Raw genomic sequence first — 16,464 nt, 5'->3', positions numbered from 1 at the left:
TGGGTCCGGTTGAGGGGGACGGCGTGAATACGTCCATGTAGCCTCGGTCGCCGCATCCATGCGGCTCACGCCCCCTCAACCGGACCCACCCCGCCTTCGACAGTTTCCCGCGATCTGTCGGAATGGCGTTCTGCTCTGGTGGGTGCCGACCGTTGGTCGGCACGGGGTCGGATCCCGTTGCTGCGCAACGGGCTCTGACCCCATTTGAATATCGATATCTGAGAGAAAAATCGTGTCGACCAAGGTCGACACCTACCAACAGCCGCCGTGGCCAGTAGATCCACGCCATGCGTGGATGAATTCATTCGATATCTGACAGATGTGCCGACCAACGGTCGGCACCCACCAGCAGCAGGTTCCAACAGCCACGTGAAACTGTCGAAGGCGGGTCACTGTGGGTTTGCGGGGTGTGAGCCGCATGGGCCCGAGGCATGCCTCGGGCGGGTTGGGCAGGACGCCCAACCCCGGTCTTGCCGTGTGCGCAGGACAGCGCACACGAGCAAGCGGCGACCAAGCCTACATGGACGTATTTACGGCGTCCCCGCAAACCCACAGTGACCCGCCATCCCACGGGATGCAGGCTTTTGACGTTGCCGTTGCATTGAGCAGGTGCAGGGCCGCAAGCCCTGCCGAAAAACCCCTTAACCCGCCGGCGGGCAGTAGGCCTTGATCGCCGCTTCGGCCAACCCCTTCTGCGCGCTGCGCTGCTCCGGCGTCAACGCGGTATCGGCCTTGCCGTCCCCGTCGGTGTCCTGCATGACCTCCCCGCTGCCGTCCAGCAGGGCCACGTTGGCGCGGGCGGTGCCGCACTGCTCCGGCACCGGCGTGGGCTCGCTGGCGGCGGCCGGTGCGGCCGGCTGCGTGCCGCGGGCCTGCTCCCGGGTTTCGTATTTGCCCCCGGCCGGCGGCGTCTCCGAATACTGGGTCACGCCCTTGGCATCCTTCCATTTGTAGACGGGTCCGGCCACCGTGTTGGCACTGGCCAACAGCAGCAGGCATCCCAGGCAGGACAAGGCACGCATGGCAAACTCCGCAGAATGGGCGTAGAACGCCGATTGCAGCATTGCCGCCGACGCCTGGCAAGTCGATTAAACTGGATTCCATGGACCCGATCACACCACCGCCGCGCTCGCGCACGATTTACCTGCTGCCCAACCTGTTCACCACCGCCGGCCTGTTTTCCGGCTTCTACGCGATCATCGCGGCGGCTAATGGCGATTTCGTCAATGCCAGCATCGCCGTGTTCGTGGCAGCGGTGATGGATGGCCTGGACGGTCGCGTTGCGCGCCTGACCGGCACCAGCAGCGAGTTCGGCGTGCAGTACGACTCGCTGGCCGACCTGGTCAGCTTCGGCATGGCCCCGGCGCTGGTGATGTACCACTGGTCACTGTCGGAGTTGAAGTACGACGGCGAACTGCTCGGCCGCCTCGGCTGGGCGGTGGCCTTCCTGTATGCCGCCTGCGCCGCGCTGCGCCTGGCCCGCTTCAACACCCAGGTAGCGGTGGTCGACAAGCGCTGGTTCGTCGGCCTGGCCAGCCCGGCTGCGGCCGGCCTGATGATGTCCTTCGTCTGGGCCTTCGCCGATGGCGGCCTGGGATGGAATGGCAGCGAGCTGCGCTTCGTCGCGCTGGCCGTCACCGTGGTCGCGGCCCTGCTGATGGTCAGCCGCATCCGCTTCTGGAGCTTCAAGGGCGGTACCGCCAAGGGCACCCGTTCCGACCGTGTGCCGTTCCTGGTGCTGGCGCTGGTGCCGATCGCCATCGCCATCGCGGTCATCGACCTGCCGCGCGTGCTGTTCGTGGTGGGCATCCTCTACGCGCTGTCCGGCCCGGTGATGTGGGCCCTGCAGCGCCTGCGCAAGAAGCCCGAGGCGGCGTGAGCGAGGACCTGCCCGTGTTGTGGTCCCCGGCCCAGCAGGCCTGGCTGCAGGCCATGGGCTACACCGTCTTCCACGATGGCCAGCTGGCCGCCGAGCTGGACGCGGCGCTGCAGCTGAGCGTGGCCGAGGCCGAAGCCGCGGCCGCGCCGGCGCGCAGTGAAGCGCCGCGACAGCCGCAGCGCCAGGCCGATGCGCCGACCGAACGCGCGCCGGCCCGGTACGAACGCCCGGCATTGCCAGTACGGACCACCCCGGTGGCTGCACCGGACACGGCGCCTGCTGCATCGCGGCCGCTGCCCAGCGGCAACGCACGGCAGCCGTCGGTGCGCCTGCCTGACCGCCTGCAGATCGCCCTGCTGCGCGCCTCCGGCTGCAACCCGAATGACCCGGCCACGCAGGCCCTGATGGACAGCTGGCCGCTGGAACAGCTGCGCCGCGATCCGAAGGCCAAGCGCGCGCTGTGGCCGCAGCTGCGCGCGCTGCGCAAGCGGGGCGCGCCGTGAGTGCGGTCGCCCGGCCGGGCCCGGTATCGATGCGCGCCCTGCGCGAAAGCGACGTCAATGCGGTGATGGCCATCGAAGTGCGTGGCTATCCCTACCCGTGGACCCGCGGCATCTTCCTCGACTGCCTGCGCGCCGGCTACCCCGGCCTGGCAATGGAACGCGACGGCCTGCTGATCGGCTACGGCGTGCTGAGCCTGGCCGCTGACGAAGCCCACGTGCTCAACATCTGCATCGATCCGCTGGAGCAGTCGCACGGCCTCGGCCGGCAGCTGATGCGCGCACTGGTGCGCCTGGCCGGTGACCGTGGCGCGCAGCGCGTGTTCCTGGAAGTGCGGCCGTCCAATACCCCGGCGTTGGCGCTCTACCACAGCGAAGGCTTCAACGAGATCGGCCGCCGCCCGCGCTATTACCCGGCCGCCAACGGTCGCGAGGATGCGCTGGTGATGGCGATCGAGCTGGTCAACGACGACCTGCAGACGATGCCGCCGCTGTAACGGGCAAGGGTTGCCGCCGCGCTCGCCGGGCCATGCCCGGCGCTACCGATGCGGTGATTACGCCATCCGCAGCGCCAGTACGCCGCCGGCGATCAATCCCGCCGCCAGCCAGCGTACCCGCGGCACGCGCTCGCGCAGCACGAACACCGAGATCAGCAGCGCGAACAGGATCGACGATTCGCGCAGTGCCGACACCATCGCCACCGGTACCTGGGTCATCGCCCACAGCGCCATCGCATAGGACGCGGTGGTGCCGACGCCACCGGCCAGGCCCAGCGGCCAATGCTGGCGCGCATAGGCCAGCACCGCACCACGCCGCGTGTGCAGCGCCCATGCTGGCAGCGGCAGGCCTGACAGCAGGAACAGCCACAGGGTATAGGCCAGCGCGCTGCCGGACTGGCGTGCGCCCTGTGCATCGACTAGCGTGTAGGTGGCGATCATCAGCGCCGTCAGCAGCGGCAGGCCCAGCTGGCCACCACGCGCGCCCAGCGCCATGCACAGGATGCCGGTGCTGACCAGAACCACACCCAGCCACGCCGCCGGCGGCAACGACTGGCCGAACAGGCTGCCGGCCACTGCGACCAGGATCGGCGCGCAACCGCGCATCAGCGGGTAGGCCAGGCTCATGTCCACCTGCTGGTAGCAGCGCGCGACCAGGCCGTAATAGATCACCTGCAGCAGCACCGACGCCGCCAGCCACGGCCAGCTGTCCGCCGCGGGCATGGGCAGGAAGGGCAGGGCGGCCGCCGACAGCAGCGCGGCGCTGCCGGTCACCAGCACGGTGCCGAGAAACTTGTCCGGCCCGCGTTTGACGATCGCGTTCCAGCTGGCATGCAGGGCAGCACCGGCCAGGACCAGCAGGAAGAGGGAAAGCGGCATCGCCCGATGATGCCATGGGGCAGAAAGGGAAACGCCGGGCCATGCCCGGCGTTTCCAATCGAGGTAGCGCCGGGCCATGCCCGGCGGGATGCCTCCGTTACAGCTTCGCGCGCTGTTCCTGCAGGCCGGCCAGCTGGGTGTTCCAGTCGACCAGGCGCACGCGCTCCTGCTCGACCACGGCCGGCGGCACCTTGTCGGTGAACCTGGCCAGCTTGGCCTCGCTCTTTTCCTTCTCGCTTTCCACGCGCTTGATCTCCTTGTCCAGGCGCGCGCGCTCGGCGTCAAGATCGACCAGGCCTTCCAGCGGCACCAGCAGCTTCAGCTCGCCCACGATCGCGGCGGCGGCCGGCGGCGCGCTTTCGCCTTCGCCCAGCCACTGGATGCTGTCCAGCTTCAGCAGGAACGACAGCGAGGCGCTGAAGCGTTCGATGCGCACGCGGTCCAGTTCGAGGCCGGCCTGCAGGCGCAGCGGCACGAGCTTGGACGGGGCCACGTTCAGTTCACTGCGGACGCGGCGCACGGCACTGATCACCGCCTTCAGCCATTCCACGTCGGCCTCGGCCTGGGCGAAATCGCCGGCGAATTCGTCGGCGGTCGGGTACGGGCGCAGCGACAGGGTGGTTTCGGCCAGGCCCAGGCGCGGGGCCAGCTGCTGCCACAGCTGTTCGGTGATGAACGGGGTAAGCGGGTGCAGCAGTCGCAGCAGCGCTTCCAGCACGTACAGCAGGGTGTGGCGGGTGCTGTCGGCATCGGCGGCATCAGCACCGTTCAGGGCCGGCTTGCTCAGTTCCAGGAACCAGTCGCAGAACTCGTTCCAGGCGAACTCATACAGGCACTGCGCCAGCAGGTCGAAGCGGTAGTTGGCGTAATGGCCCTGGGCCTCGGCGGAGACCGCGGCCAGGCGCGCCAGGATCCAGCGCTCGGCATCGGTGCGCGGCGTCGGCACGCCGTTGAACGCTGCACCCTCGGTGTTCATCAGGGTGAAGCGGCTGGCGTTCCACAGCTTGTTGCAGAAGTTCTTGTAGCCCTCGGCGCGGTTCATGTCGAACTTGATGTCGCGGCCGTGGGTGGCCAGCGCGGCGATGGTGAAGCGCAGCGCATCGGCACCGTGGGCGGCGATACCGTCCGGGAAGTCCTTGCGGGTACGGCGCTCGATCTTCTCCGCGGCCTTGGGCTGCATCAGGCCGCTGGTGCGCTTGGCGACCAGGTCGTCGATGCTGATGCCGTCGATGATGTCCAGCGGGTCCAGCACGTTGCCCTTGCTCTTGGACATCTTCTGGCCTTCGCTGTCGCGGATCAGACCGGTGAAGTACACGTCCTTGAACGGGATCTTCCCGGTCAGGTTGTCGGTGGCCATGATCATGCGGGCCACCCAGAAGAAGATGATGTCGAAGCCGGTGACCAGCACGGACGACGGCAGGTAGCGGTCGAAGCCACGCTCGGCCATGGCCTGGGCATTCGGCCAGCCCAGGGTGGAGAACGGCCAGATCTGCGAGGAGAACCAGGTTTCCAGCACGTCGCTTTCCTGGCTCAGCACCACGTCGCTGCCGAGGTTGTGCTTTGCGCGCACTTCGTCTTCGCTGCGGCCGACGTAGCAGCTGCCGGTGGCGGCATCGAACCAGGCCGGAATGCGGTGGCCCCACCACAGCTGGCGGCTGATGCACCAGTCCTGGATGTTGTTCATCCAGTGGCGGTAGGTGTTGATCCAGTTCGGCGGCACGAAGGCGATCGAACCCGGCTTTCCATCAGTACCTTCCACGAGCTCCAGGCCACGACGCGCCAGCTCGTCCATCTTCACGAACCACTGGTCGGTCAAGTAGGGCTCGATCACCTGGCCGGTACGGTCGCCGCGCGGCACCTGCAGCTTGTGCGCCTTGGTCTCGACCAGGATGCCCAGGTCTTCCAGTTCACCCAGCACGGCCTTGCGCGCTTCGTAACGGTCCATGCCCTGGAAGCGTTCGGGCGCGTTTTCATTCAGCGCCGCCACCGGGGTGAACAGGTTGATCATCGGCAGGCTGTGGCGCACGCCCACCTGGTAATCGTTGAAATCGTGCGCCGGGGTGACCTTGACCACGCCGGTACCGAATGCGCGGTCGACGTAGTCATCGGCGATCACCGGTACGCGGCGGCCGGTCAGCGGCAGCACCACGCTCCTGCCGATCAGGTGCGCATAGCGCTCGTCTTCCGGGTGCACCATCACCGCGGTATCGCCCAGCAGGGTTTCCGGGCGGGTGGTGGCGACCACCAGGTAGTCGCGGGTTTCGCGCAGGGTTTCCACGCCGTCGGCATCGCGCTCGACGTGCTCGTAGCTCAGGCCGTCATCCAGCGTGTAGGCGATCGACCACAGGAAACCGTCTTCCTCGGCGCTCTCCACTTCCAGGTCGGAAATGGCGGTCTTCAGCACCGGGTCCCAGTTGACCAGGCGCTGGCCGCGGTAGATCAGGCCATGCTCGTGCCAGCGCACGAAGGCCTCGATCACCGCTTCGGACGGCTGCGGGTCCATGGTGAAGGTGCTGCGCGACCAGTCGGCCGAGGTGCCCAGGCGGCGCATCTGCCGCTCGATGATGTCACCGGACTGCTGCTTCCACTCCCACACCTTGCCGATGAAGCCCTCGCGGCCCAGCGAATCGCGGGTCTCGCCCTTGCCTTCCAGCGCCAGGTTGCGGCTGACCACCATTTCAGTGGCGATGCCGGCATGGTCGGTACCGACCTGCCACAGCGTGTCGTAGCCGCGCATGCGGTGGTAGCGCACCAGCGCGTCCATCAGGGTCTGCTGGAAGGCATGGCCCATGTGCAGGGTGCCGGTCACGTTCGGCGGCGGCAGCAGGATGGTGTAGGGCTCGCCCTTGCCGGACGGCTTGAAGTGGCCGGCCTTCTCCCAGGCCTCGTAGAGGTCGGTCTCGAAGGACTTCGGGTCGTAGCTGGAGGCGAGTTGGGTCATGCGGGGGAACCAGGAGGTAATCGTTGAAGGATCAGGGCAGCGGGACGGCCCATCAAGGGGGCCACGCCTCGCTCACATGTCGTGCTTGTTCAGGTCGTAGCCGGCGGTCTTGTACTGGCGCCAGCGCTCGCGCAGCGGTTCGCGCGCTTCCGGGTCGGCCGGCACCACTTCCAGCACGCGCTCGCACTGGCCCAGCCAGGGTTCGTCGCGCAGGTTGATGACCAGCGGGCGCATCGGCGCCTCGTCCCCGGGGATGGAAATCAGCACCACGGCCTCTTCCTCGTCCACGTCCTCGCCGACGATCTGGTGCGGGATGTAGGCATCCTCGTCGAACGACCAGAGCAGTTCGTCCAGCTCTTCGGCCTGGGCCTGGTCGCGGGCCAGCACCAGGGCGGGCAGCCCGGCATCGTTGGCCTTGCGCGCCAGTTCGCAGACCAGGCGCAGCGGCTCGGTCAGGAAACGGGGCTTGGCGATCAGGTAGAAATCAGCGCGGGGCATGGCAGGGTCCGGGTCGGGCAGGGGCCCGGCGTGCCGGGCGGGGGCAGGCCGGAGGATGCCCCGGCCGGCGGGCGCCGGCCAGGGGCAGGTACGGCATCAGGCGCGGGCGACCTGGTTCAGCAGCCACTGGCTCAGCAGGCCGACCGGGCGGCCGGTGGCCATGCCACGCTTGCCTTCATCGCTGGCCACGCCGGCGATGTCCAGGTGGGCCCAGCGCTGGCCTTCGGCGAAGCGCGACAGGAAGCAGCCGGCGGTGATGGCGCCGGCCCAGCGGCCGCCGATGTTGTAGACGTCGGCGAAGCTCGAATCCAGCATCGGCTGGTACTCATCCCACAGCGGCAGGCGCCAGGCGCGGTCGAACACGTGCTCGCCGGCGGCCAGCAGTTCGTTGGCCAGGTCGTCGTGCTTGCTCATCAGGCCGGCGGTCTGGTGGCCCAGGGCAACCATGCAGGCGCCGGTCAGGGTGGCCACGTCGACCAGCGCGGCCGGCTCGAAGCGCTGCGCGTAGGTCAGGGCGTCGCACAGGATCAGGCGGCCTTCGGCGTCGGTGTTGCCGACTTCGATGGTCTTGCCCGACATCGAGGTGATCACGTCGGACGGGCGGTAGGCATTGCCGTCGATGGCGTTTTCCACGGCCGGCACGACCACCACCAGGTTCAGCGGCAGCTTGGCCTTCACGGCGGCGACGAAGGTGCCGATGACGTTGGCGCCACCGCACATGTCGTACTTCATCTCCTCGATGCCGCCCTGGGTCTTCAGGTTCACGCCACCGGTATCGAAGGTGATGCCCTTGCCGACCAGCACGTACGGCTTGGCGTCGCCGCCACCGGACCACTTCAGCACGACCAGGCGCGGGCGGTTGGCCGAACCACGGGCCACGGCCAGCAGCGAGCCCATGCCCAATGCTTCCATCTGGTGCTCGTCGAGGATCTCGGCTTCGGCGCCATCGTGCTCGCCGGCGAATTTCACGCCCACTTCTGCCAGGTAGGCCGGGGTGCAGTAGTTCGGGGGCAGGTTGCCCAGCTCGCGGGCGAACTCGACACCGGCGGCGATGGCCTTGCCCTGGGCCAGGGCCTGGGTGTCGTCACCGGCGATGGCCAGCTCGGCCAGGCCGGCGTCATCGGCCTTCTTCTTGCCCAGGGTGGCGGTGTAGCGGTAGGCGGCGTGGTCGGCGGCGATCACCGCCTGGCGGATCGCCCAGGCGGCGTCGCGGTCCTTGACGGCCACTTCGGACAGGGTGAACAGCGCGCTGCGGGCGGCGCCGGCCTTCAGCGCGCGCACGGCGTCGCCAACGGCCTTCAGGTACTGCGGCACGCCGAAACGGGCGGCTTCGCCCAGGCCGACCACCAGCACGCGCGGGGCGCTGACGCCCGGCAGGTCATGCAGCAGGGTGGTAGCGCCGGTCTTGCCGGACAGGTCGCCGCGCTGGGCCAGGGCGGCCAGGCGGCCACCGCTGGCGGCATCCAGGGCCTGGGCGGCCGGGGTCAGGGAGTGGTCGGCATAGGCGCCGACGACCAGGCAGTCGACGCCGGCGGCGGCCGGCGCGAGGTGGTTCAGGGTGAATTCGAGGGCCATTGAGCAGATTCCATTGGCGAGTCCGTACAATCGCAGGCCGTTTACGCCCAGACAGTAGACTGGGCGGCACCGCGAACGAACCCCAGAGTTTAAACCACCGCCCCATGCTGAAGCTCGACCGATACCTGCTGGGCGATTTCGTCCAGAGTTTCCTCGCTACCCTGATCGTCCTGCTGGTGGTCAGCGTGGGCGGCGTGCTGGTGGACATCCTCGGCAACATCGCCGACGGACGGCTGCCGGCCAAGCTGCTGTTCTCGCAGCTGGGCCTGCAGTTCATCGCTTACATGCCGCTGATCCTGCCGCTGGCACTGATGCTGGGCCTGCTGCTGGCCATTGGCCGCCTGTACCGCGATTCGGAGATGGCGGTGCTGACCGCCATTGGCGTGGGGCCCAAGCGCCTGATGAAGCCGCTGCTGATGCTGGTGGTGCCGGTGGTGCTGCTGGTCGGCGCCTGCTCGCTGTGGCTGGGCCCCTGGGCCGGCCGCACCGCCGAGCAGATGATCCAGGACGCCAACCGCAGCGTGCTGATGGCCGGCCTGGAGCCGGGCCGCTTTACCTCGCTGCCCAATGGCGGGGTGGTCTACCTGTCCTCGATCTCGCCCGATGGCACGAAGCTGGGCCGGGTGTTCCTGCAGCGGCAGAAGGATGACCGCCTGGAGGTGGTCTCCGCCGCCGGCGGCCGCATGTTCTTCGAGGGCAAGCAGCAGCGCTTCCTGGAGCTGGATGACGGCCACCAGGTGGAAGGCCCGCTGGCCGGCGCGCTGGATTACCGCCTGGCGACCTTCGCCCGCAATGACGTGGCCCTGCCCGACGGCGCCCAGGCCAAGGACGAAAATGACCCCGAGCTGATGCCGACCCTGCAGCTGCTGGGTGACGACCGCGCCGAGGCCAAGGCCCAGCTGCACCGCCGCCTCGCACCGCCGCTGATTGCCTTGGCCTTCGCCCTGCTGACCGTGCCGCTGGGCCGCAGCTCGCCGCGCCAGCAGCGCTATGGCCGGATGATGCTGGCCCTGCTGGCCTACATGGTCGGCACCAACCTGATGTTCATCGGCAGTGGCTGGATCGCCAACGGCAGGATTCCGCCTGCCGTCGGCCTGTGGTGGCTGACCCTGCCGCTGCTTGGCTTCGCGCTGTGGATGTATTTCCGCGATGGCCGCCTGGCGCGCCCGAAGGGAGCCCGCGCATGAAGCTGCGACCGATGCGTTTCGATGTCTACCTGGGCCGTGCGGTGTTCACCACCGTGCTGCTCACCTGGGCGGTGCTGACCGGCCTGGACGTGGTGATGGCCTTCTCCGGTGAGTTCAAGGACATCGGCAAGAACGGCTATTCGCTGGGCCATGCCGCGGCGTGGGTGCTGTACACCGTGCCGCGCCGGGCCTACACCTTCTTCCCGACCGCGGCGGTGATCGGCGCGCTGATGGGCCTGGGCCAGCTGGCCGCCACCTCCGAGCTGACCGCGCTGCGCGCGCTGGGCCTGTCGCGCAAGCGCCTCAGTGTCTCGGTGGCGATTGCCCTGTCGCTGCTGACCGGCCTGATGGTGATCAGTGCCGAGACCCTCGGGCCGTGGGGCCAGAACCGCGCCGATGCGTTGAAGATGAGCGCCAAGTGGGGCACCAATGCGACCACGGCCCGCTATTCGGGCCTGTGGGCGCGCGAGGGTGACACCTTCCTCAACGCCGCCAGCGGCGAAGAGCAGCTGGTCGGTGACAAGGGCACACGGCTGATTCTGCGCGACGTGCGCCTGTACCGCATCGCCGAGGACGGCAACATCGCCTCGCTGACCCGCGCCGCCACCGCCGAGCACGACAAGGACGGCTGGGTGCTGACCGGGGTCAAGCGTGACACCTTCGCCGAGCGTGGCGCGACCCGCGAGGAAGCCGCACGCGAGCCCTGGGATTCCAAGCTGGATGCCGGCGCGCTGGCGACCGGCATCGCCAAGCCGCGCAACCTGAAGTTGAGCGAGTTGAGCACCAGCATCGAATACCGCGAGCGCAACGGCCTGGATGCCCGCGATTTCGAGGATATCTACTGGAGCCGCTGGTTCTACCCGTTGAACGTGCTGGCGCTGTGCCTGGCCGCCGTGCCGTTCGCGTTCGGTTCGCTGCGCAGCGGCGGCATGGGCAAGCGCCTGTTCCTGGGCATCCTGTTCGCGCTGGGCTTCTGGCTGCTGCAGCTGTTCTTCGGGCGCATGGCCGGTGCGCTGAAATTCGATTACCGCATTGCCTACGCGTTGCCGCCCATCGTCATGCTGGCGGTGTCCGGCTGGCTGTTCCGGCGCAAATCCGGCTGATTCACCGGTAGCGCCGGGCCATGCCCGGCGCAGGTTGCGTCAGGCCATCTTCGCCGGGCATCGCCCGGCGCTACCCGGGTCATTTACCGCTTCGGCATCCGCACCACGCGGGTGCCGCTGGCGCGGTCATGCCAGGTCAGGCGCTGCCGGTCCAGCCACGCCCACCAGAACCCCAGCCCGCCCAGCAGCAGCGACAGCGTAGCCACCGCGAAGCGCAGCCACAGCTGGCGGCGCCGCAGCGGCGTGCCATCACGCGATTCCAGCTTCAGCCGCCACGGCCGCATGCCCAGGGTCTGCCCGCCGCGGCGCCAGCTGGCCGTGGCGTACCATCCGGTCACCGCCCAGCACACCGCCCACAGCAGCCACTGCCAAGCGCTGAAGGGCGCGATGTTCTCGCGCTGCGCATGGCCGCTGAAGGTGTAGGCCAGGGTGAACAGCGTGCCGGCCAGCATCCACAACGCCAGCACCGGCAAGGCGTCATAGACCATCGCCAGTACGCGCCACGGCAGCAGCGCACGCGGGCGGGGCGTTTCGGTGGCGGCCGCGGTGGCCGCGTCGGTGGCAGGGCGGGACATGCGCCGAGCATACGCAAAGCTGGCCGCGCCCGCAGTGGCCCTCGTATCCTGCACGCATGGCCGTCATTTCCACCCCTGCCGAACGCCGCCAGCTGGTTACCCAGCTGCCGGGACTGCGCGCCGACGACAGCGTGCGCATCCAGCGCTTCCTCGATGCGATCTGGGCCGAGAACGGCCTGGCCCGCGCCACCCTGGACAGCTACCGGCGCGACCTGGGAGGGCTCGCGCGCTGGATGGATGGCCGCGATGGGGGGCTGGCCGGCATCGAGCGCCCGGCCCTGTTCGATTACCTGGCCTGGCGCACCCGCCATGGCTGGTCGCCGCGCAGCAACGCGCGCCTGCTGTCGGCGCTGCGCGCGTTCTTCGCCGATGGCGTGCGCCGCGGCGAACGCAGCGAAGACCCCAGCGCGCTGCTGGACCCGCCCAAGCTGCCCCGGCTGCTGCCCAAGGCGCTGGCCGAAAGCCAGATCGACGCCCTGCTGGCCGCGCCGGACATCGACAGCCCGCTGGGCCTGCGCGACCGCGCCATGCTGGAACTGATGTACGCCGCCGGCCTGCGCGTGAGCGAGCTGGTGCTGCTGCCGACCACCGCGGTCAACCTGCGCCAGGGGGTGCTGCGGGTGACCGGCAAGGGCAGCAAGGAGCGCCTGGTGCCGCTGGGCGAGGAATCGCAGCATTGGCTGGAACGCTACCTGCAGCAGTCGCGGCCGCAGCTGGTGGGCAAGGGCAAGGTGCATGCCCTGGCCGATGGGCAGACGCCGTTGTTCATCGAGCCGAGCCTGCATGCGCTGACCCGCCAGGCGTTCTGGCATCTGGTCAAGCGCCATGCGCAGGTGGCCGGCATCGATCCGGCGCGGATCAGCCCGCACGGCCTGCGCCACAGCTTCGCCACCCACCTGTTGAACCGGGGCGCGGACCTGCGCGCGCTGCAGATGCTGCTGGGCCACAGTTCACTGTCCACCACCCAGATCTACACCCTGGTGGCACGCGAACACTTGCAGAAGCTGCACGCGCGGCACCACCCGCGCGGCTGAACGGAGCGCGCGGCGCGTCACCCGGGGCGTGCGCGCGGTCGCGGCCCGTCACACGGGCCTGTGTCAGAATCCGGGGTCTGATTTCCAGCGGATTGCCCATGTTCCGATTTGCCATCGCTGCACTGTTCAGCGCGGTCAGCGTGACCGCCTGCGCCCAACCGGCTCCGCCCGCCGCCAAGGCCCCGGCTGCCGCGACCGCCAAGGCCAGCCCGGGCGCCAACGGCGCCTCCGAACAGACGGTGCGCGCCGCACTCGCCACGCTCATCCCCGGTTCCAAGGTGGATTACATCGGCTCGGCGCCGTTCCCCGGCTTCCGCGAAGTGCTGGTGTCCGGCCAGCTGCTGTACGTGTCCGACGACGGTCGCTACCTGTTCCAGTCGCAGCCCTACGACATCCAGGCCAAGGGCCCGGCCAACAGCGAAGGCCTGCTCGGCTACCGGCGCGACCTGCTGGCCAAGGCCAACCACGGTGACCGCATCGTGTTCGCCGCGCCCAATGCGAAGTACACCATCAGTGTGTTCACCGATATCGAGTGCGGTTACTGCCGCAAGCTGCACCAGGACATCGCCGAGCTCAACCGCAACGGCATTTCCGTTGAATACCTCGCGTTCCCGCGCATGGGCCTGGGCAGCAAGGATTACGTCGACATGATCTCGGTCTGGTGCGCCGCCGATCGCCGCCAGGCGCTGACCAACGCCAAGCGTGGCGGCAGCGTGCCGGCAAAGAACTGCACCAACCCGGTGGCCATGCAGTACGCGCTGGGCCAGCAGCTGGGCGTCAACGGCACGCCGGCGATCTTCGCGGCAGACGGCACCCAGCTGGGTGGCTACCTGCCGCCGGCGCAGCTGCGTGCGGCGCTGGAAAAGCTGTCCGCAAAGCGCTGACCGTAACGTCGCCGGGCATGGCCCGGCGCTACCGTGGGATGGCCGGGTAACGCCGGGCCATGCCCGGCGGAAGTTGAATCCATGTCGAAAGCCGGGGACGCGATGCGTCCCCGGCTTTTTCTTTATTTCAGGCCATCACTGACCGCCTTGGTCAGCGTGCCCTGCGCATCGTCACCACTGAATTCCCAGACGAACGCACCACCCAGGCCCTGCGTTTTCACATAGCCCATCTTGCGGGTGATGTTGGCCGGGGTGTCGAAGCTCCACAGCGTGCTGCCGTTGTAGATCCAGGTGGCACCGGCGGTATTGTCGGTGTAGCCCTGCCAGGCCAGGTTCTTCAGCACCTTCCAGTCTTCGATGCCGGCCTCGTAGGTACCCGGTGCAGCGCCGCCGGCGGTCTGGTACATGCCATTGTTGCCGCTGGCCACGCCGGTCCAGCCACGGCCGTAGTAGCCGATGCCCAGGTTGAGCTTGGCCGCAGGCACGCCGCGGCTGATGAAGGCCTCGATGGCGTCGTTGCTGTTGTACAGCTTCTGGTCGCCGGTGGACGGATCATTCGGCGAATCGAACAACGCCGACTGGTGATTGGTCTTCGCATCCCACGCGCCGTGGAAGTCGTAGGTCATCACGTTGATGTAATCCAGGTACGGGTGGTACGCCGCCGGGTCGGTGACGCGGACCTTGTCGATGCCCGCACCTACGGCCACGGTCAACAGCAGGCCCGGACGCACCGCATCGAGCTGTCGGCGGAACTCGGCCATCAGCGCGGTGAAGTTGGCGTTGTCCTCCGGCTTGCCACATTCGATGCCGCAGGACACCGGGTATTCCCAGTCGATGTCGATGCCGTCGAACACGCCCAGCGCCGCGCCGGTACCACCGGCACCGTCGGTCACCGGCAGGTTGCCCTTGATGTAGGCATCGATGCAGGAGGCGACGAAGGCCTGGCGGTTCTCCGGGCGTGCCGCGCTGGAGAAGCCGCGTGACCAGGTCCAGCCGCCCAGCGAGATCAGCACCTTCAGGTTCGGGTACTTGGCCTTGAGCTGCTTGAGCTGGTTCCAGTTGCCGCGCAGCGGCTGGTCCCAGGTATCGGCGCCGCCGCTGACACTCTCACCCGCGCCGAAGGCCTTGCTGTAATCGGCGAACGCATCGCCCCCGGCGCCGGTGTTGGGGTCCGAGGGCTGGGTGATGCCCACTTCGCAGCGGTTGTTGCGCACGTTGCCGAAGGCGTAGTTGATGTGGGTCAGGCGCGCGGCCGAGCCACTGCTGTCGATGTTCTTCACCCGGTAGCTGCGGCCGTAGATGCCCCACTGGGTGAAGTAGCCGATGACCCGCTTGCCGGTGCCGCCGCCACTGCCAGCCAGCGTGGTGGCGCTGATCTCGGAGCCCTGTGCCGAGGCGTTGCCGGCGTTGTCGCGGGCGCGCACTCGGTAGCGGTAGGTGGTCGAGGCGGTCAGGCCACTATCGACGTAGCTGGCGCTGGACGGCGAGCCGACCAGGCTGCCGTTGCGGTACACGTCGTAGCCGGCCAGGCCGCTGCCGCCGGTGTTGTCGGTGGACGGGTTCCAGCTCAGCGCGATGCTGCTGGCGGTGCGGGTACCCACGGCCAGGCCGCCGGGCACGCTGGGCGCGGTGGTGTCGCCGCTGGCCGCGTTGACGGTGATGGTGATGGTGGGCGTGCTGGTGGTGGCGTTGTTGTTGTCGGTGGCGACCGCGCGCAGGGTGTGGCTGCCGGCGCTGGCGTTGGTCCAGCTGGCGCTGTAGGGCGCGCTGGTGTCGACCCCGATCGAGCTGCCATCGCGGAAGAACTCGACCTTGCTGACGCTGCCGTCCGGGTCGCTGGCCGTGGCGCTGACGGTGACCGTGCTGCCGGCGCTGAAGGTGGCGCCATTGGCCGGCGAGGTCAGGCTGACCACCGGCGGCTGGTTGGCGCCGCTGCCATCACAGGCGCCGAGGTTGGTGTAGTAGGGCGCCCCGGCCGGGTGGTCCGGCGGTGCGTTCCAGATGTCCTGGTTCGCCCGGTACAGGACCCCTCCCTTCTGCAGGGTGTCGCCGGCCCGGTAGATTTTGGCCTGGTCCCACTGCGCCACGCCGGCACAGCTGGCGGCCTGGGCCAGGCCGGGCAGGGCGGCCGCCCCGGCGGCCAGGGCCAGCAGCCAGGCCAGGCGGCGCGGGCGGGGTGAGCGGGAGGAACGTTCGGCACTGCGTACATCGGCACTCTGCACAAGCTTGTCGTACATGGCGTGTCTCCGACTTCCGGTGGCGCGCGGGCCGGATGGCGACGCGCGTGACGCAGGTCCGGACGTCGCCCGGGAGGGGGGCGACGGTGGGGGCGGACGGGGCACCTGGCTGACCGGGGAGAGAGTCCGGGGCCAAGTGGGGACAACGTTGTCATCAATTGCCGTGGCAATCCGTGAGCGAGTGCATGTTTCTGGCATTCCGGCTAAGAGCGGCGCTTGCGCGCGGTTGGCTGCCATCGGCGGAGCCCCTCGTGGCTGGTGGGCGGATTACTTGGGTTGGCCGGGCGGGTGGGCTGCGCAGGGGACGCCGTGAATCCGTCCCTGGAGGCTCGGTCGCCGCATCCATGCGGCTCACGCCCCTGCGCAACCCACCCGCCCGGCCACGGACAGGTTCCTGCGCGCGCCAGCCACGAAAGACAAAAGAAAAATTCAAAAGCAAACGCCGGTCGCTGCGCTCGTGATGCCTGATTTCCTGCTTTTGATCTGTTTGCCTGTTGCCGGTCAGCGGCCGGCACTACCGGGTGCATCCACGCATGGCGTCGATCTACTGGCCACCGGGAAACTGTCGAAGGTGGGGTGGCTCAGGTTGCGGGGGCGTGAGCGCCATGGATGGCGCGACCGAGGCTACATGGACGTACTTGCGCCGTCCCCCGCAACCTGAGACACCTCACCATC

At 68.6% G+C, this 16,464-nt stretch carries 14 protein-coding genes; 7 read left to right on the top strand and 7 right to left on the bottom strand.

Going from position 1 to position 16,464, the window contains the following annotated elements:
- Positions 1-641: 641 nt before the first annotated feature.
- Complete coding sequence (locus tag FJU31_RS16820; RefSeq protein ID WP_150455755.1) at positions 642-1,022, bottom strand: DUF4124 domain-containing protein; 381 nt, start codon at positions 1,020-1,022, stop codon at positions 642-644.
- Positions 1,023-1,102: 80 nt separating this feature from the next.
- Between FJU31_RS16820 and pssA the strand changes: the two genes are divergently transcribed.
- From pssA to rimI, 3 genes are read left to right on the top strand one after another with little or no spacing between them, the layout of a single operon-like run.
- Positions 1,103-1,879, top strand: coding sequence for a CDP-diacylglycerol--serine O-phosphatidyltransferase (gene pssA / locus FJU31_RS16815; protein ID WP_150455754.1), 777 nt, complete (start codon positions 1,103-1,105; stop codon positions 1,877-1,879).
- 53 nt (positions 1,880-1,932) lie between these two features.
- Complete coding sequence (locus FJU31_RS16810; RefSeq protein ID WP_188115521.1) at positions 1,933-2,382, top strand: hypothetical protein; 450 nt, start codon at positions 1,933-1,935, stop codon at positions 2,380-2,382.
- Positions 2,379-2,876 carry a ribosomal protein S18-alanine N-acetyltransferase gene (rimI, locus tag FJU31_RS16805; RefSeq protein ID WP_150455752.1) on the top strand — a complete coding sequence of 166 codons (498 nt, stop codon included), beginning with the start codon at positions 2,379-2,381 and terminating at the stop codon, positions 2,874-2,876. Before FJU31_RS16810 ends, rimI begins: the two co-directional genes overlap by 4 nt.
- 57 nt (positions 2,877-2,933) lie before the next feature.
- Here rimI and FJU31_RS16800 read toward each other — a convergent pair whose 3' ends face one another.
- From FJU31_RS16800 to FJU31_RS16785, 4 genes are all read right to left on the bottom strand, one after another.
- On the bottom strand, positions 2,934-3,755 hold the full coding sequence (locus tag FJU31_RS16800; RefSeq protein ID WP_150455751.1) for an EamA family transporter: 822 nt from the start codon (positions 3,753-3,755) through the stop codon (positions 2,934-2,936).
- Between the two features lie 97 nt (positions 3,756-3,852).
- Positions 3,853-6,696, bottom strand: coding sequence for a valine--tRNA ligase (locus FJU31_RS16795; protein WP_150455750.1), 2,844 nt, complete (start codon positions 6,694-6,696; stop codon positions 3,853-3,855).
- A 72-nt stretch (positions 6,697-6,768) separates the two neighbouring features.
- Positions 6,769-7,194, bottom strand: coding sequence for a DNA polymerase III subunit chi (locus FJU31_RS16790; protein ID WP_108745936.1), 426 nt, complete (start codon positions 7,192-7,194; stop codon positions 6,769-6,771).
- Positions 7,195-7,290: 96 nt separating this feature from the next.
- Positions 7,291-8,769 carry a leucyl aminopeptidase gene (locus tag FJU31_RS16785; protein WP_150455749.1) on the bottom strand — a complete coding sequence of 493 codons (1,479 nt, stop codon included), beginning with the start codon at positions 8,767-8,769 and terminating at the stop codon, positions 7,291-7,293.
- Between the two features lie 104 nt (positions 8,770-8,873).
- On the opposite strand from FJU31_RS16785, the gene lptF reads away from it, so the two are divergent.
- Positions 8,874-9,956 carry an LPS export ABC transporter permease LptF gene (lptF, locus tag FJU31_RS16780; RefSeq protein WP_150455748.1) on the top strand — a complete coding sequence of 361 codons (1,083 nt, stop codon included), beginning with the start codon at positions 8,874-8,876 and terminating at the stop codon, positions 9,954-9,956.
- On the top strand, positions 9,953-11,059 hold the full coding sequence (gene lptG / locus FJU31_RS16775) for an LPS export ABC transporter permease LptG (protein WP_150455747.1): 1,107 nt from the start codon (positions 9,953-9,955) through the stop codon (positions 11,057-11,059). Before lptF ends, lptG begins: the two co-directional genes overlap by 4 nt.
- Positions 11,060-11,142: 83 nt before the next feature.
- Here the strand turns inward: lptG and FJU31_RS16770 are convergent, their stop codons facing one another.
- Positions 11,143-11,634: an RDD family protein gene (locus tag FJU31_RS16770; RefSeq protein WP_150455746.1), complete on the bottom strand. Its 492-nt coding sequence runs from the start codon at positions 11,632-11,634 to the stop codon at positions 11,143-11,145.
- Positions 11,635-11,690: 56 nt separating this feature from the next.
- Here FJU31_RS16770 and xerD point away from each other — a divergent pair, with 56 nt between their 5' ends.
- Entirely contained in the window at positions 11,691-12,668 is a 978-nt protein-coding gene (gene xerD / locus FJU31_RS16765; protein WP_150455745.1) for a site-specific tyrosine recombinase XerD, read from the top strand.
- Between the two features lie 98 nt (positions 12,669-12,766).
- Positions 12,767-13,552 (top strand): DsbC family protein, encoded by a 786-nt coding sequence (locus FJU31_RS16760; RefSeq protein ID WP_150455744.1) that lies wholly within the window; start codon positions 12,767-12,769, stop codon positions 13,550-13,552.
- Positions 13,553-13,674: 122 nt separating this feature from the next.
- Here the strand turns inward: FJU31_RS16760 and FJU31_RS16755 are convergent, their stop codons facing one another.
- Positions 13,675-15,789 (bottom strand): glycosyl hydrolase family 18 protein, encoded by a 2,115-nt coding sequence (locus FJU31_RS16755; RefSeq protein ID WP_150455743.1) that lies wholly within the window; start codon positions 15,787-15,789, stop codon positions 13,675-13,677.
- Positions 15,790-16,464 lie beyond the last annotated feature (675 nt).

This window comes from Stenotrophomonas cyclobalanopsidis, assembly GCF_008710035.1.
GTDB classification, from domain to species: Bacteria; Pseudomonadota; Gammaproteobacteria; order Xanthomonadales; family Xanthomonadaceae; genus Stenotrophomonas; species Stenotrophomonas cyclobalanopsidis.
The sequence above is the reverse complement of the archived record's forward strand: the minus strand, read 5'-3'. Positions and strand labels throughout refer to the sequence as shown.

Excerpts from the sequence above, each read along its gene's own strand:
- pssA (WP_150455754.1), top strand. The coding sequence starts at position 1,103 with ATGGACCCGATCACACCACCGCCGCGCTCGCGCACGATTTACCTGCTG.
- lptG (WP_150455747.1), top strand. The coding sequence starts at position 9,953 with ATGAAGCTGCGACCGATGCGTTTCGATGTCTACCTGGGCCGTGCGGTG.
- lptF (WP_150455748.1), top strand. The coding sequence starts at position 8,874 with ATGCTGAAGCTCGACCGATACCTGCTGGGCGATTTCGTCCAGAGTTTC.
- xerD (WP_150455745.1), top strand. The coding sequence starts at position 11,691 with ATGGCCGTCATTTCCACCCCTGCCGAACGCCGCCAGCTGGTTACCCAG.
- FJU31_RS16795 (WP_150455750.1), bottom strand. The coding sequence starts at position 6,696 with ATGACCCAACTCGCCTCCAGCTACGACCCGAAGTCCTTCGAGACCGAC.
- FJU31_RS16760 (WP_150455744.1), top strand. The coding sequence starts at position 12,767 with ATGTTCCGATTTGCCATCGCTGCACTGTTCAGCGCGGTCAGCGTGACC.
- FJU31_RS16785 (WP_150455749.1), bottom strand. The coding sequence starts at position 8,769 with ATGGCCCTCGAATTCACCCTGAACCACCTCGCGCCGGCCGCCGCCGGC.
- FJU31_RS16800 (WP_150455751.1), bottom strand. The coding sequence starts at position 3,755 with ATGCCGCTTTCCCTCTTCCTGCTGGTCCTGGCCGGTGCTGCCCTGCAT.
- FJU31_RS16810 (WP_188115521.1), top strand. The coding sequence starts at position 1,933 with ATGGGCTACACCGTCTTCCACGATGGCCAGCTGGCCGCCGAGCTGGAC.
- FJU31_RS16820 (WP_150455755.1), bottom strand. The coding sequence starts at position 1,022 with ATGCGTGCCTTGTCCTGCCTGGGATGCCTGCTGCTGTTGGCCAGTGCC.
- FJU31_RS16755 (WP_150455743.1), bottom strand. The coding sequence starts at position 15,789 with ATGTACGACAAGCTTGTGCAGAGTGCCGATGTACGCAGTGCCGAACGT.
- FJU31_RS16770 (WP_150455746.1), bottom strand. The coding sequence starts at position 11,634 with ATGTCCCGCCCTGCCACCGACGCGGCCACCGCGGCCGCCACCGAAACG.
- FJU31_RS16790 (WP_108745936.1), bottom strand. The coding sequence starts at position 7,194 with ATGCCCCGCGCTGATTTCTACCTGATCGCCAAGCCCCGTTTCCTGACC.